This is a genomic window from Bartonella taylorii (assembly GCF_023920105.1).
In the GTDB taxonomy this organism is placed as follows: domain Bacteria; phylum Pseudomonadota; class Alphaproteobacteria; order Rhizobiales; family Rhizobiaceae; genus Bartonella; species Bartonella taylorii.
Window position 1 is genome coordinate 1,359,919 of sequence record NZ_CP083693.1, and the last position, 15,527, is coordinate 1,375,445.

At 37.3% G+C, this 15,527-nt stretch carries 13 protein-coding genes; 10 read left to right on the top strand and 3 right to left on the bottom strand.

Annotated elements, in window-relative coordinates; translation table 11 throughout:
• The first annotated feature begins 245 nt into the window (after nt 1-245).
• The 8 genes from LBE40_RS05985 to lpxK all read left to right on the top strand — a co-directional run bounded on the left by LBE40_RS05985 (nt 246) and on the right by lpxK (nt 8,903).
• Nucleotides 246-1,001 carry a hypothetical protein gene (locus LBE40_RS05985; protein ID WP_004858760.1) on the top strand — a complete coding sequence of 252 codons (756 nt, stop codon included), beginning with the start codon at nt 246-248 and terminating at the stop codon, nt 999-1,001.
• 865 nt (nt 1,002-1,866) lie between these two features.
• Entirely contained in the window at nt 1,867-2,097 is a 231-nt protein-coding gene (locus LBE40_RS05990) for an EVE domain-containing protein (RefSeq protein ID WP_245256396.1), read from the top strand.
• A 222-nt stretch (nt 2,098-2,319) separates the two neighbouring features.
• Nucleotides 2,320-2,769: an SRPBCC family protein gene (locus tag LBE40_RS05995; protein WP_004858758.1), complete on the top strand. Its 450-nt coding sequence runs from the start codon at nt 2,320-2,322 to the stop codon at nt 2,767-2,769.
• Between the two features lie 570 nt (nt 2,770-3,339).
• Nucleotides 3,340-4,671 (top strand): TldD/PmbA family protein, encoded by a 1,332-nt coding sequence (locus LBE40_RS06000; protein WP_040296833.1) that lies wholly within the window; start codon nt 3,340-3,342, stop codon nt 4,669-4,671.
• Nucleotides 4,658-5,461 carry a 3'(2'),5'-bisphosphate nucleotidase CysQ gene (locus tag LBE40_RS06005; protein ID WP_078691794.1) on the top strand — a complete coding sequence of 268 codons (804 nt, stop codon included), beginning with the start codon at nt 4,658-4,660 and terminating at the stop codon, nt 5,459-5,461. The genes LBE40_RS06000 and LBE40_RS06005 overlap by 14 nt, the downstream gene beginning before the upstream one ends.
• Nucleotides 5,462-5,507: 46 nt before the next feature.
• Entirely contained in the window at nt 5,508-5,753 is a 246-nt protein-coding gene (locus tag LBE40_RS06010; RefSeq protein ID WP_004858754.1) for a DUF4170 domain-containing protein, read from the top strand.
• Nucleotides 5,754-6,570: 817 nt separating this feature from the next.
• Complete coding sequence (gene waaA / locus LBE40_RS06015; protein ID WP_004858753.1) at nt 6,571-7,887, top strand: lipid IV(A) 3-deoxy-D-manno-octulosonic acid transferase; 1,317 nt, start codon at nt 6,571-6,573, stop codon at nt 7,885-7,887.
• Nucleotides 7,884-8,903 (top strand): tetraacyldisaccharide 4'-kinase, encoded by a 1,020-nt coding sequence (lpxK, locus tag LBE40_RS06020; RefSeq protein WP_004858750.1) that lies wholly within the window; start codon nt 7,884-7,886, stop codon nt 8,901-8,903. The genes waaA and lpxK overlap by 4 nt, the downstream gene beginning before the upstream one ends.
• A gap of 46 nt (nt 8,904-8,949) precedes the next feature.
• On the opposite strand, the gene LBE40_RS06025 is transcribed toward lpxK, so the two are convergent.
• Together LBE40_RS06025 and mutL are read right to left on the bottom strand one after the other, a co-directional pair.
• Nucleotides 8,950-9,186 (bottom strand): DUF2093 domain-containing protein, encoded by a 237-nt coding sequence (locus LBE40_RS06025; protein WP_004858748.1) that lies wholly within the window; start codon nt 9,184-9,186, stop codon nt 8,950-8,952.
• Nucleotides 9,187-9,305: 119 nt separating this feature from the next.
• Nucleotides 9,306-11,144 (bottom strand): DNA mismatch repair endonuclease MutL, encoded by a 1,839-nt coding sequence (gene mutL / locus LBE40_RS06030; protein ID WP_040296832.1) that lies wholly within the window; start codon nt 11,142-11,144, stop codon nt 9,306-9,308.
• Between the two features lie 311 nt (nt 11,145-11,455).
• Here mutL and LBE40_RS06035 point away from each other — a divergent pair, with 311 nt between their 5' ends.
• Complete coding sequence (locus LBE40_RS06035) at nt 11,456-12,544, top strand: 2'-deoxycytidine 5'-triphosphate deaminase (RefSeq protein ID WP_004858740.1); 1,089 nt, start codon at nt 11,456-11,458, stop codon at nt 12,542-12,544.
• 705 nt (nt 12,545-13,249) lie between these two features.
• The gene (gene lldD / locus LBE40_RS06040; RefSeq protein ID WP_004858738.1) at nt 13,250-14,401 is read left to right on the top strand and encodes an FMN-dependent L-lactate dehydrogenase LldD; all 1,152 of its coding nucleotides are present in this window, start codon (nt 13,250-13,252) and stop codon (nt 14,399-14,401) included.
• Nucleotides 14,402-14,567: 166 nt separating this feature from the next.
• Here the strand turns inward: lldD and LBE40_RS06045 are convergent, their stop codons facing one another.
• The gene (locus LBE40_RS06045; protein ID WP_004858736.1) at nt 14,568-15,527 is read right to left on the bottom strand and encodes a transketolase family protein; all 960 of its coding nucleotides are present in this window, start codon (nt 15,525-15,527) and stop codon (nt 14,568-14,570) included.

A 15,527-nucleotide genomic window follows, 5' to 3' on the forward strand; every position in this document is an offset into this window, starting at 1 on the left:
AAATATTCAAGTGCTGAAAACACTTAACGATTAGCGGATAGGTTACGAAACAATCTTTCCAAGTCTTTAAAATACTGACTGTTTTTTATACGTATTAAAGCGTATAATGATTTTGTCGGGTGTGTCACACCATGCAATACCCTTATGGGAAAAGTGTGACGACGGACTAATCGCCGTGTTTTCAACGCCCGGCGCCTTTATAGCGCGTCAATTGAAAACTTCATTACGATTAGAAAGAATTTAAAATGAAAAATTCTATATCAAAAAACACCCCCGTTTCCTCTAACATTTCAAATGAAACCGCATCTGTTAATAAACAAGAGCCTGCAAAAAAATACGAATTTATTGATGATTGTGAATATATAGATGGTCATTTCTTAACTCGAATTAGAGCCTTAAGAGACTTTGGAGATGTTAAGGCTGGTGATCTAGGCGGCTTTATTGAAAAGGAAGCCAACCTCTCTCATGAGGGCAATTGCTGGGTTTATGATGATGCATGGGTTTATGGGCATGCCCGTGTTTGTGACAATGCAAAAATTTATGACAATGCTTGTGTCTATGGCATTGCCCATGTGGCTGGTTATGTTTATGGCAATGCCCATGTGGGAGGGAGCGCCCGTGTTTATACAGAAGCACATATTTATGACAATGCTCACCTTTCTCATAATGCGTGGGTTTATAATTATGCAAGGGTTTATGGGCATGCTCAGGTTTCGGGGGCTGCCTGTGTTTACAGCCATGCTAAGATTTATAATTATGCTGTTGTTAATAGCCGTGCAAAAATTTATGGCAAGGTTTATGGCAATGCTAGCGTGGGGGGCAATGCTGAGGTTTATGGTTCTGTTTATGGCAATGCAAAGATCTCATATTATGCAAAGGTCTGGGGTAAAGCTTATGGCAAGGCAAAATTAAACCGACAAAGTAAGCTAAGGGTGGTACCCAAAAATTGTGAGGTTTATGAAAGCGATAATGTTATCAAGATTGTTGATACAACAGAATAAAAAAACAAGCCTGGGGGCGCTTTTCTTATGGATATAAACGCATCATAAAAGAGAGAATTCAAAAAAGAAAGCCGTGCCATTTACGTGACGCGGCTTATGAATGAAGATATAACAAATGACTGATAAATATGAGTTTACCTTCTCCTCTTTGTCTCAATAAGTGTCCTAAAATTTGAGGGAGGTGAAATCACTCAATCCAAATTTGGATTAACCTCATTTGATTTCGTATTTTTAAACTATAACTTTTAAAACATTTTTTGCTCACTCGCTTGCATATGTCATTAAAAGGCTTTTGATTTCATAAGACATAACATTGTGACCTTCATTATCTTTATTTTCTACTCCGGTAAAAAAATACCGTGGTTATAAAATCATTATTTTTTAAATCCTTTTATGCAATCTTTAATGAACTCAATCTATAAGCTTATGACAGTTGCAAAGGACTACCCTCTTATAAGATGATCTAATTTTTCTATAATATCTTTAGATTTTACACTCGCCAATTTTAGCGACCGTTAATTTGTTTCTATCATGCAATTAATACTCAATCATTACAACAAGATGTAACCTTTAACGCATGCAATTTATGTTATCGATAATTCCAAACGACTGAACTTTAAAGCAATGCGATTTGTGCTGTGATAAAAACGTATCATAAAATTTATAAACTGTTATGAATGATATCGGCTTTTCATTTTATTTGAATGCACACATGCGTTATAATATTTGCATCATGATTTGCTTTTTATGGTCTATTCATACATGGCAATCTTATATAAAAAAGGGTCAAATGAATCACGTATAAAAGAATGGATTCTTAAGTGGATTTATATAAAATAATTACACAAAACATATTGATTTTATTGTGTTTTTTGATATTATGCCGAAATCGAAGTGGAAAGCGCCTGATTTTATACCTTTTCGAAAAGATGTTATTTTTAATAAACAAACACAATCTGTTATTTTAAAAGAGATTCAAAATCTTGATTTTTTAACTAACTCTCATTGGGGGATGTTAGCACGACGAGGTTTTTTTGAAATTACAGCTTATGATGCAGCCCGAATTTACGAAGCAATGGGAATTCATGATGGCTAATTATTCAACTGCTTTTGTTATTTTTTATTTCTGATAAAATATCTAAAAGATTTCTTTAAGAAACTTGAATGTCCCTTTTTGATTAAAGAACGGTCTAAAATAGATGAAAAAATAACTTATGTATGTATTTGATTTTATTATCGTTACTGTATCTTTAATGACAATTTTGACATTATCCTTTTGTGCATTTAAACATAATGATTTGGAAAAAAGGGAGTTCTCATGTTTAAATGGACACATAGCGAAGAAATTAATACAGAGGCAAGTGCTGAGCAAGTTTGGGCTATGTGGGAAGACGCGGCAACTTGGCCTTGTTGGGATCACGAACTTGAGTGGGTAGAACTTCTTGGTGCTTTCAAAACAGGAACTTTAGGACAAATGAAACCTAAAAAAGGACCAAAAGTAATCTTTACACTTGATAAAGTTATAAAAGACGTTTGTTTTTCTAATTATGCTAAACTTCCTTTTACGCGAATGACTTTTGATCATGAATATATTAGTTCAAAAAAATCTGGTTCTTCAAACAATAAAATTCGTCATACAGTAACTATGTTTGGCATACTTTCTCCCTTATTTGGAATGATTATTGGATCAAAAATAAGGCTACATCTTCGTGATGCGATGATTGAAATGAACCGTCGTGCTCTTACTGAAAATAAAACTATCCCCTAGCTATACTCATTCAAAAAAAATTTTATGTTTTTTCAGAAGAGATGATGTAGGAGTTATCGCTTACATTAGAATGAGGTAGTTGAGCAGTTGGTATTTGACAATTCAATTATCCACGAAACGTTTTTCAGTTACTCGTTTAAATCTGATGAAACCATCGTACGGAATCAATACTGTACTGATTTTATAAAGCAAGATTAAAGAATGCTATAGAAAAAGCCATCAAAATTTGTTGCACACTCATGAATAAAAAACGTTTAGTTTAAATTATGTTACGGTTATTGGAGCACTAGAGGATTTAAGGTTAAAGTTAAGTATTATTCCTAATCTGTTATTGGTTCGATTCTAAATTGTGTTTGCCGTACAAAATGAAAGAAGCAAATTTGGAAAGTTGGAATTAAAGAAAATTTACAACATATTGTGTCTTTTCGAAAAAAACTATTTGATTTGCTGAAAGAAAAAAGTGCATGGATGATGCGTAATTTTTAGCGAGAAGTATATAAGAGTTATATTTTTTATAAATTTGCCAAATTGCTTATCCATGTAAATAATGAATATTTGAGGGAGTCTATGATGACTGACAAAAACCAGATTGATAAAGCCACTTCGTTAGTTGAAGCGGCAAAGCGTTCTGGGGCAGATGCTGCCGATGCTGTTGTTGTTCGTGCACATTCTACCAGTGTATCGGTTCGTTTTGGAAAAGTCGAAGCAACAGAAGCTTCAGAGAGCAATGATTTTACATTAAGAGTTTTTGTTGGAAAAAAAGTAGCAAGTGTTTCTGCTAATTTAACAGCTTGTCCGTACGAACTAGCAGAACGTGTTGTTGCTATGGCGAAAGCTTCTCCTGATAATTTATTCGAAGGTTTGGCAGATAAAAAGTATCTGGTTAAACATCCTAAAGATCTTGACCTTTTTGATGATTTTGTTCCACATAGTCATTTTCTAACAGAAGATGCTTTGAAAATGGAAGCGGCAGCTCTTGATATTAAAGGAGTGAGCAATTCTGGTGGAGCCGCTACATCTTATGGCCATAGCGGATTTGTTCTGGTGACCAGTGATGGTTTTTGTGGAGCTTATCATTCCAGTGGTTTTTCACGTTCTTGCAGTGCACTTGCTGGTAAAGGGACAGAAATGGAACGTGATTATGATTATACAACTGCCTTACATTTTTCTGATTTGGAAGCAGCAGAAACTGTAGGAAGAAATGCAGGGGTTGGAGCAGTTCGACGTTTGGGAGCAGTTCGGGCTGCTACGGGGGTTGTAGATGTTATTTTTAATCCGCGTACAGCTCGTGGAATTGCTGGACATATCGCATCTATGGTGAATGGAGCATCTGTGGCTCGCAAAACAAGTCTTTTACAAAATCTCTTGGGAAAAGCAGTGATGAAACCAGATGTTAATGTGACAGACCAGCCTTTACGATTGCGTGGGAATGCTTCTCGTCCCTTCGATGGTGAGGGAGTAGAGGGGAAAACATTGAATATTATTGAAAATGGTATTTTAAAAAACTGGCTTCTTTCATCGTCTTCAGCGCGTGAATTAGGGTTTGAAACCAATGGTCATGGCGTACGTTCGGCATCATTGGTCCAGCCAGCGAGTACCAATTTTGCTATTGAACCAGGTTTAGTATCACCTCACGATATGATAAAAGATTTGCAAAGTGGGTTTTATGTGACAGAATTATTCGGACATGGCATTGATTTTGTGACGGGACAGTACAGCCGCGGTGCTTCTGGTTTTTGGATTAAAAATGGTGAAATCTCTTACCCTGTAAGCGAAGTAACGCTAGGTTCTGATCTGCTCCATATGTTGGCGCATTTAATACCTGCGAACGATATTGATCGGCGTTATAGTACAGCAGCTCCAACTTTATTAATTGAAGGGATGACACTTGCAGGAAAATAAAACGCATCATTCTTCTGATTTAAATCTTTTGCTTGATGTTTGTCGAGAAGCAGGAGATTTAGCAATGAAATATTTTGGGTGTGCGTTGGACGTTTGGATTAAAGAAGGCAGTTCACCAGTCAGTGAAGCAGATTTTGCGGTTGATCATTTTTTAAAGGAAAAGCTTCTTAGAGAGCGCCCGAATTATGGATGGATTTCAGAAGAAACAAAAGATGATCGAGAACAAAGAGTTTATGAGCGTTACTTTGTGGTTGATCCTATTGATGGAACGCGTGGTTTTCTTTCTGGCAACACCTATTGGTGTGTTTCGGTTGCAATTATTGAAAATGGGCGTCCTATCGTAGGTGTCGTGCAATGTCCAGCTCAAGGAAACGTTTATGCAGCTGTTGCCGGTCGAGGAGCGACATTAAACGGTATAGCGCTTCCTCTTTTAGCATCTCAGATCAATAGAAAATATAGAGTTTCACTTGATAAATCGCTAGTTCAAAAATTGCCGAAGGATTTTCGTAATCAAATCAGTTTTTATCACTACATTCCCTCTCTTGCGTATCGTATTGTTCTTGTTGCTCAAGACGAAATTGATATTGTGTTGGTTCGCCCCGATTGCCATGCATGGGATATTGCCGCTGCTGATCTTATTTTACAAGAATGCGGAGGGCGTTTTCTATCGTTTGATGTACCTGTTATATCTTACGGAATTGAACCTTATCAATATGGGCTTTTAATTGCTGGTAAAAATAATTGCTGTCAAGATATGATAGATGTTGTTCGTAAAGCAAAGTTAGTTTAATCACATAAAAAACAGGCTAAAATTTCTTAATGATATGGAGGCACATATGACTGAAGCAAACGAAAAAAAGCAATATTTGCATCTTGTATTCGGTGGGGAATTAAAAAATCTTGATAGCAATCAATTTAAGAATATTAATGATTTAGATGTGGTTGGTATTTTTCCAGATTATCAATCAGCTCAAGAAGCATGGCAGGCGAAAGCACAAAAAAGTGTAGATAATGCATTACAACGTTATTACATCGTAGACTTGCATCGCCTTCTTGAAACTGAAACGAGCGATACACAATAAAATTTAAATATCTGATCATTATTCTCTTGAATGATGCCAACGAGGAAAGACTGAATTTTTTAGATTATACTTAAGATGAGTGAAAAAATTCAAAAAAAGGAGCAGTGTATTTTAAAACACTTTTGGCAAAAGAGCCAATATTCACTGATAAAGATATAGCTTGTATAATTTTTATATTAAGGGATCGTGTGCATTTTGCTTATTGGACAAATCCGCAATTGAATTGAAAAGCTTAGATAATATTGTGAAAATACAAAGCGTTTATAATTTATTTCTTAATCACTTTTTTGCATGCACGGCATATTATGGAATCCTTTCTTTATGCTTAAAGTAAAAAAGTTTTTGCTATATTTTTTGGTTTTGTTCATTCAGAAATAAATGCACCATTTGCAAAAATGAAGGCTTAAATTTGTTTATGGCTTGAGAAGACAAAATAAAACGCCTTATATTTACAAGTATGGATACGAGAACTCTTAACGCCAAAAATGTTCTTAAACTTAATAAAAGATACTATAATTGTGGATATAAAACACCTAAAATTAGAAAAGAGATTATTTTATTAGCCAAATTATTTACCTGTTCTATTTACTTTGTATACATGCATTCTCATGAGAAAAGATTCTTGAAAAAACATGACATAAAATTACGATTCTGCTTTTTGAATCATTCTCATGAATAAAGTGCGCTTTGTTGCCTAAAATACGAGGGGTATTTCGCTATTCGCTAAAAGAAAAATCGGATCTCATGAACAGGAGTGATAAATCGTTTAATAAAAAAGCTCGCAGACGTCTCAAAATAAGTGAATGAGGTGGTTTTAATGATGGAACTAAAGGCACGTGCAGCTCTTTTAATTTATCGGATGGTTGGCTTTTGCTTACGCCCTGTTGTACCTTTTTATTTGTTTCTTCGTGCTGTACGTGGAAAAGAAGAGTGGAACCGCCAAAAAGAGCGTTTGGGTAAAAGCTATGAAATACGTCCTCAAAACCCATTAATTTGGTTGCATGCTGCTAGTGTTGGAGAAACACTTGCTCTTGTCCCGCTTATTAATTATATTTTATCATGGAAAATAAATATATTATTGACAACCTGCACTGTAACATCTTCTTCTCTTGTAAAAAAGCAGTTTGGTAATCGGTTAATCCACCAATATGCTCCGTTGGATTTAGATTTGGCAGTGCATCGTTTTATCAGTCATTGGAAGCCTGATTTAGCATTGATTTGTGAATCGGAGATTTGGCCTCTACGTATTAAAGAACTTGCCAAAATGCGCATTCCACAAATTTTGATTAATGCCCATATGTCTGAACGTTCTTTTAAAGCTTGGCAAAAACGGCATGCTCTTGCCAGACATATTTTTAAGCATATTGACTTAGCTATTGGTCAAAACGAACGAGATGTAGCTTATTACCATGCACTTGGAGTAAAATCTGTTGCGCTTTCTGGTAATCTCAAGGCTGATGTTTTGCCAGTTGAAGACCGAGCATTACTTGAGCATTATCGGAGTGCTATTGGCAATCGCCCAGTTTGGGCAGCTATTTCAACCCATGAAGGGGAAGAGGAAATTGCTTTTGAGGTACATAGGATTCTTAAAAATTATTTGCCAGATTTATTGACAATCATTGTACCCCGTCATCCTGAACGTTTAGGAGACCTTATCAAAAAATGTGACAATAAGAGTTTGCGTTTTATCCGTAGAAGCAACAATGCTGTTCCAGATGCAAATACGGATATTTTGTGGGGCGATACGATTGGAGAAATGGGACTTTTTCTTCGCTTATCGAAAGTTTCTTTTATTGGAAAGTCATTATGCGGAGACGGTGGACACAATCCATTGGAATTGGCTTTGCTTGGTTCAGCTATTTTGACAGGACCTCATGTCTCAAATTTTCAAGAGATGTTTGAACAATTTTTAACGCGTGATGCAGCATATATGATTCAAGATACAAAACAGCTTGCTATTCAGGTGTATAAGCTTTTAACAAATGAGGCATTGCGACAAGAAATGGTTGATAAAGCCTATGAAGTAGCAACGGGGATGGCGGGTGCACTCGAGCGCACATTAAAGGTCCTTGATCCATTTTTGCAACCTCTTGTAATACAAACAGGTTTAAGTCAGCGTCAGAGGGGAACATGAGGTTTAACGCACCTCATTTTTGGTGGAAAGATAAAAGCTTTTTGCGTTTTTTATTAGCACCAATTTCTTGGGGATATGGTTATTTTTCACACTGTCGTATGACAAGACAGTCTCCTATTATCAATCTTCCAGTTTTGTGTATTGGCAACTTTACATGTGGTGGTGCAGGTAAAACGCCTGTTGTCATTGCTTTTACCCAAGTGGCTAAAGAGCTTGGTTTCGTACCTGGTATTGTCTCACGTGGTTATGGTGGGACAGTTAAGGGGGTGCATCTTGTCAATGAGAAGCATGACAATGCATATGATGTTGGAGATGAAGCACTTTTACTTGCACGGCATACTTTTGTTGCTATATCACCCGATCGTTATGCGGCAGCGCAACGACTCAAGCAAGAAGGATGTGATTTTATTTTAATGGATGACGGGTTTCAAAGCCGCCGTCTCTATATGGATTATTCATTGCTTGTTGTAGATACGATGCGTGGTTTTGGGAATGGAGCTGTTTTCCCAGCAGGACCTTTGCGTGTACCATTAAAAACACAGTTTTCTTTGATGGACAGTGTTTTATTGATTGGTCATTGGGATGCGCGTGATAAAATTTCTTCTCTTGTCACTTCTACTGGAAAACCTGTACATTACGCTCATTTTAAATCATTAGCATCTGATAAAGTTGCAGGAAAATCATTTTTGGCATTTGCAGGTATTGGCAATCCAGATAAATTTTTCCAATCAATTAAAGAGCTATGCGGTCATGTTGTGCAAGCTTACTCTTATCCGGACCACTATTTTTTTACCGATACAGATTTAAAAAATCTCGCACAAAAGGCTAAAATGCATAATTTATGGCTAGCTACAACGGCTAAGGATTATGCACGCATACAGTCAAGGAGTGCACAAAAAGATTTAAAAAATCTTGTTGTTTTTGATGTTATAGTTAATTTTTCTCAAGAAGATTTCTGCCGTATGCTACTTGAAAAAGTCATAGCACGTTTTAAAGAACGAAAACATTTCCTTTAAGAGGCAGTTTTGAAAACAACCCTTGGGCTTTATTGTTTCTAACCAATTATTTTTTTTGTGCTTTTAACAATTGATTGAGATATGGATTGCATTCAAGTTCGCGATGATAAGAAATCTCACAACTAGCATATGCTTCTTGGCGGTGATGGTTCCAATATTTTAAATCGTCTATCGGGATTTTTTGCCCGCTAACGGCACAGAGGGTATAAGTTCCATATTCTATAATTTTATATCCATTATTAGAATAATGAATTTTTGCTTCGCGTTCATTACTAGAAAACATTCTTCATAATCCTTTCTTGTTTGTATGAGAGATAATCCAAGTAAAGTGTCATAAAATGCCTTATAAAGTCGAGAGTGATTAAAAAAATATTTCTTTCTTGCCAAAACAATGCGTGGTAACTATTTTCTACTAAAAAGTCTCTCTATATCAGCCAATTTTAGTTCAATATAAGTAGGACGACCGTGATTACACGTACCTGTATTTGGTGTTGCTTCTATTTGTCGTAACAGTGCATTCATTTCTTCGGGACGTAAAAGGCGCCCTGACCGTATTGAGCCATGACAAGCCATTGTTGCTGCAACATAATCAAGCATTGCTTTTAAATTATCTGTCGTATCATATTCCGCGGCCTCGTCTGCGAGATCCTTAATGAGGGCTTGTACGTTGATTTCTCCTAACATAGAGGGTGTTTCACGCACAACGATTGCACCAGGTCCAAATGGTTCTATGCCTAAACCAAATTTCTGCAAAGCATCTTTATGCGTTAAAAGGCATGTTGCGTCTTCTTCAGAGAGTTCTACAATTTCAGGAATAAGTAGCAATTGTGAAGGAAGCGGTTTGGAATAAAGTGCATTCTTGAGCTCTTCATAAACCAATCGTTCGTGAGCAGCATGCTGATCGACAATAACCAAACTATCTTGGGTTTGAGCAATAATATAGTTTTTATGGATTTGTGCTCTGGCAGCTCCTAGTGGATAAGATAATTCTTCTTGTGAAGCTATAGTGTTTGGAATGTAGGCATCACCACTTGGCGTATCTAAGCCCTCCATAAGAGGAGTCGCATCTTCCTTTAAACCAAAAGAGCTATTAGTATCCAATGGTTGATGAATCATTGATGCGGATGAAAAATGATAGGGCTGTGAGCTGTAAGAAGAAGCCGGCTGAGTGCTCTTTGAATTTGCCAATGGCTGTTGTATTTGAAATGCAGCCAACATTGCTTCAGAACGCGTTGAAGTAGGACGAACACCCGTTTGATGTAACGCTTCACGAATTGCTCCGACAATTAAACCGCGAATGAGCCCTGAATCACGGAATCGTACATCCGCTTTTGTTGGATGCACGTTAACATCTACATCGGCGGGTGGTAGATCAATAAAAAGAATGGAGACAGGATAACGATCCCGCGTCATGACATCAGCATAAGCTCCTCGAATCGCTCCCCAGAGGAATTTATCGCGCACTGGACGCCCATTAACATAAGCAAATTGATGAAGGCTATTACTACGGTTGAAGGATGGCAAACAAGCAAACCCTGTCAACCGGACTGATTCGCGTTCAGCATTAAGTGCGATACTGTTGGGAGCAAATTCTTTACCCATAATTTGTGTAATACGTTGTAATTGTCCTTGGGTATTATTTTGCGTAGCAGGTAATTCCATAGAAGTTCTGTCTGATCCTGAAAGAGAAAAGCGGATATGCGGAAATGCAATAGCAATTCGTTTAATCATATCGGTAATGGCATTCGTTTCAGCCCGATCAGTTTTCATAAATTTTAGCCGTGCTGGAGTAACAAAGAAGAGGTCACGAACTTCAACGATCGTTCCAAGATTTGCAGCCGCCGGTTTCGGTCCAACAATTTTTCCTGCTGTGACAATAATTTCAGTAGCATTATCAGCATCTTGCGTTCGTGAAGTTAATTTAAGTTTAGCAACAGAACCAATAGAGGGTAAGGCTTCTCCTCTAAATCCTAAGAAGCAGATATTATGCACATCATCAGTAATTTTTGAGGTACAATGGCGAGAAACTGCTAAAATTAACTGATCTGCCGGAATACCACAGCCATTATCACTCACCTTTATAAAATTTTTTCCACCGTTTGCTGTAACAATTTCAATTCGAGTTGCTCCAGCGTCAATGGCATTTTCAACAAGCTCTTTGACAACATTTGCTGGCCGTTCAATAACTTCGCCGGCGGCAATTTGATTAATAATATTTTCGCTAAGATGGCGTATGGTCATCATAAATTGTAACAAGATTCCTGCGAATTCTATAGGAGTTTTAAATTATGATAACATTATTTGTATAACATTCAAGAATGGGAGAGTGTGTAAGATATTATTCTTAAAATAACTCTTATTTACTTTCAAAGAATGTTGACCAGGTGCTGTTTCATTGTTTGTGGCATTCTATGATTAACTATAGTAGAAAATTGATTGGCAAAATCAGAGAGGAATAGTTTTTATCACCTTAAAACAGCTTGTTAAAATAGCTTGCGCTAATCAATCATCTGAGCCAAAAAGAAATATAGTAAAAATGGAAAGCAAAACATATGGTGCGTGTAAACGGTATCCTTGCAGATAATGATATACAAGCTTTGATTGATAATGACATTCTCAAAGCTCTTTGGCCATTTGATGCAACCCAAATACAACCCGCAAGTCTTGATCTTCGTTTAGGGGAAAAAGCTTATCGTATACGGGCTTCCTTTATGCCGGGGCTTGATGTAAAAGTTTTAGATAAGCTCGAACGGTTAAAGTTGCACGAATTTGATTTGCGACACGGAGCCGTCTTGGAAACAGGTTGTGTTTATATTGTTCCTCTTTTAGAAAATTTAGCTTTACCAGAAATCTTATCAGCAGTTGCCAATCCTAAAAGTTCTACGGGACGATTAGATATTTTTACGCGTGTAATTACAGATAATGCTCAGGAATTTGATAAAATTTGTGCGGGTTATCATGGTCCACTTTATCTTGAAATTAGTCCACGAACATTTCCAATTTTGGTACGTACTGGTTCACGTTTATCTCAGCTCCGGTTTCGTAAGGGATACAGTTATTTAAATGAAATTGAGCTGCATGCTTTGCATAGAGATGAAACACTGTTATCGGATGATATGCCTAATATTAGCGAGGATGGTATTGGGCTTTCCATTAATTTGAAGGGAGACGAAAACGGGCTGGTGGGCTATCGTGCTAAACATCATACAAGTGTTATTGATATTGATAAACGCGCTGTTGCTCAAGTTCTAGATTTTTGGGAACCTCTTTTTGACCGTGGTCAAAGGGAACTGATTCTTGATCCTAATGAGTTTTATATTTTAGTCTCGCGAGAAGCTGTCCATGTTCCTCCGCTTTATGCCGCTGAAATGACCCCCTTTGATCCCTTGGTTGGTGAGTTTAGAGTGCATTATGCAGGTTTTTTTGACCCAGGATTTGGGCACATGGAAGCAGGTGGGAAAGGGGCAAAAGCGGTTTTGGAAGTGCGTAGCCATGAAGTACCATTTATTTTGGAGCATGGCCAAATTATTGGCCGTTTAATCTATGAACACATGCTTAACCGACCGTTAGCACTTTATGGACATGATTCTGGATCACATTACCAAGCACAGAGATTAAAGTTATCTAAGCATTTTAAATGATTTTGAAAATGTGGATTTCGATAAGATATACTTAGGAAGTGTATTTGCCGAAAAGGCATGTTGATTTTATTAAGTCACGCCCTTTGTATATGTTTAATTTATGTAATATGAGCAGAAAATTGCTCAACCAAAGAAGATATTCTTTGTTAGTACCTAATAATATTCAAAGTTTTTTAAAATGCCCTATATCAATTATGAGCGCGTATTTTGATAAACTTCGATGAAGAGGAAACTTAGCTAAGTTTTGGATACATTCAATGACTTGATTTTTAGTTCTATTAACGACTTTTTTTATCTTTATGGGCTGGTGGTTTGTATTCGATGAGAGGCTACATACTCTTATGGGTTATAATGTGTAGCATCTTTGTAGGGGGGATTTCTTTAAAATTGCAATAAGTAACTGAAGCGATATCCCTTAGAGAATTCTTGGTTACATGAGGTGTAGCATCTCAATTCTTGAGATAGATAATTAACAACGTATGTGTGTATATATTGCTGATTGAAAATAGATACTATGAGATTCTAAATCTCAAAAAGAGAAATAAAGGCATTGTTTTCATCTATTTGTTTTTTTGAGTTGCAATCTTTGTTACCTACATCTATCGAAAGGTGTGTTCTGTTGAGATTCCTCATGGAACACATGCGGGTTGGGGCTTATTGATTTAGAGTGTTTTCGCTTTTCATTCATAAACGATGGTACTATTCATGATTATTTCCTCAACACTTGATTATCGCAAAGCAGCAAAACGTCGTCTTCCCCCTTTTCTTTTTCACTATATCGATGGGGGAGCTTATGCTGAAGAAACGCTGCGACGTAATTGTACAGATCTTCAAGCACTTGCACTGCGTCAAAGAATTTTGAGAGAGGTTGGTGAAGTTGATCTTTCAACAAAACTTTTTGATCAAACACTGAATTTACCGATTATACTTGCACCCGTTGGGTTAACGGGCATGTATGCACGCCGTGGTGAGGTACAAGCTGCACGTGCAGCCATTGCAAAAGGTATTCCCTTTACCTTATCCTCAGTTTCAGTTTGCCCCATTGCAGAAGTCCAGAAGGCAGTAGGAAGTGCATTTTGGTTTCAACTTTATGTGCTCAAAGATCGTGGATTTATGCGTGATGCATTAGAGCGAGCTTGGACATCTGGTGTGCGCACATTAGTTTTTACAGTTGATATGCCGGTTCCTGGTGCGCGTTATCGTGATGCGCATTCAGGAATGTCAGGACCTTATGCGGGATTACGCCGGATTTTACAAGCTTTTACCCATCCATATTGGGCTTGGAATGTTGGTATTATGGGGCGGCCGCATGATCTTGGCAATGTTTCCACTTATCTCAAAAAGAAAATTGCATTGGACGATTATGTTGGTTGGCTTGGTGCAAATTTTGATCCATCAATTGGTTGGTCTGACCTGCAATGGATTCGGGATTTTTGGAAAGGAAAAATGATTTTGAAAGGTATACTTGATCCAGAAGATGCACGTGAAGCAGTGCGGTTTGGTGCGGATGGTCTCGTTGTTTCTAATCATGGTGGGCGTCAACTTGATGGTGTATTATCAACTGCACGAGCATTGCCAGCAATTGCCGCGGTGGTAAAGGGTGATTTGGCTATTTTAGTGGATTCTGGTGTTCGTTCTGGCCTTGATGTTGTACGCATGATAGCTCAAGGTGCGGATGCCGTTATGATTGGTCGTGCTTTTGTTTACGCGCTTGCAACAGCGGGCGAGAAAGGTGTTGCTCATCTCCTTGATCTTTTTGCAAATGAAATGCGAGTAGCTATGACGTTGACCGGTGCACAAACAGTTAAAGAGATTACGCGTGAGAGTTTAGTGAATACAGATGCTTTGCAATCATGAGGAAAGTGCGCTTTACTATCTTTGGAAAAAGAGAGTTTTTTCATTAAAAATAGGCAAAGCGCAGTTTCGTATGCCTATCTGTCTTGTTTTCTTTTCACATCCTCAGTGATTGATATTATTTTTTAACTGGTGAGTATATTTAGATGCAATTTAACATTTTTATATATTATTTCATTGCTAACGCAGTTTTCGCTATACCATCCCAGCTGATTCCATAATTTGCTAAAACATCTAATTGGCATCCATTACAAATCGGCTCATCCGGTATTCCTAGCGATGCAAATTTACATACAATGCTATGTTCTATAAGTAATCTGGCAATTGTATCTCCAAGCCCTCCATTCGTGCTATGTTCTTCACAGACAACAACAGATTTATGGGATTTGCATAATTCTAGCACAGATACATCATCCAAAGGGCGAATTGTTGGTATACTTACAACTGTTGGTATAGCTTCATATTTTTGGAGTTCTTCAGCAGCATCGAGACAAATCTGAACGGTCTCACCAGTGGCAAGTAAGAGAATATCTTTTCCCCTTTGTATAACAGAAGCTTTATTGATATCTATTCTTGAAGAATCTCTATGAATATTTTTAACTGCATGCTTACCTAAACGTATATAAACAGACGTAGAATTGCTTAGCGTCGAAAGAATTGCAGCCTCCGTTTCTTTATTATCCGCAGGAGCAATGATGCGCATGTTAGGAATAGCACGAAGCGAAGCAAAATCGGAAATGGCATGATGTGTTGCTCCCAGCGCTCCATAGCTAATACCAGCACTAATGCCAATCAATCTAACAGGATTTTCACAATAAGCGACATCTACCTTTATTTGTTCAAGTGCACGCGTTGTCAAAAAACAAGCCTGAGAAACCACAAATGGCTTTTTTCCACACGAGGCAAGACCAGCCGCAACGCCTACCAAATTTTGTTCGGCAATTCCAACTTCTACAATACGCTTTGGATAGTACTTTGCGAATTGGTCAATCTTCCCAGATATTCGTGAATCAGCTGTTAAAACAACAATATCTTTATCAAATTGCGCTATTTTTATAAGAGTTTTATTCAAAATTTCGAGGTTTGAAAACTTTACGGTAGTTTGTGTTTCTTGATGATAATTATCCAT

Excerpts from the sequence above, each read along its gene's own strand:
- LBE40_RS05985 (WP_004858760.1), top strand. The coding sequence starts at position 246 with ATGAAAAATTCTATATCAAAAAACACCCCCGTTTCCTCTAACATTTCA.
- LBE40_RS05995 (WP_004858758.1), top strand. The coding sequence starts at position 2,320 with ATGTTTAAATGGACACATAGCGAAGAAATTAATACAGAGGCAAGTGCT.
- LBE40_RS06000 (WP_040296833.1), top strand. The coding sequence starts at position 3,340 with ATGACTGACAAAAACCAGATTGATAAAGCCACTTCGTTAGTTGAAGCG.
- LBE40_RS06010 (WP_004858754.1), top strand. The coding sequence starts at position 5,508 with ATGACTGAAGCAAACGAAAAAAAGCAATATTTGCATCTTGTATTCGGT.
- waaA (WP_004858753.1), top strand. The coding sequence starts at position 6,571 with ATGATGGAACTAAAGGCACGTGCAGCTCTTTTAATTTATCGGATGGTT.
- lpxK (WP_004858750.1), top strand. The coding sequence starts at position 7,884 with ATGAGGTTTAACGCACCTCATTTTTGGTGGAAAGATAAAAGCTTTTTG.
- LBE40_RS06025 (WP_004858748.1), bottom strand. The coding sequence starts at position 9,186 with ATGTTTTCTAGTAATGAACGCGAAGCAAAAATTCATTATTCTAATAAT.
- mutL (WP_040296832.1), bottom strand. The coding sequence starts at position 11,144 with ATGACCATACGCCATCTTAGCGAAAATATTATTAATCAAATTGCCGCC.
- LBE40_RS06035 (WP_004858740.1), top strand. The coding sequence starts at position 11,456 with ATGGTGCGTGTAAACGGTATCCTTGCAGATAATGATATACAAGCTTTG.
- lldD (WP_004858738.1), top strand. The coding sequence starts at position 13,250 with ATGATTATTTCCTCAACACTTGATTATCGCAAAGCAGCAAAACGTCGT.
- LBE40_RS06045 (WP_004858736.1), bottom strand. The coding sequence starts at position 15,527 with ATGGATAATTATCATCAAGAAACACAAACTACCGTAAAGTTTTCAAAC.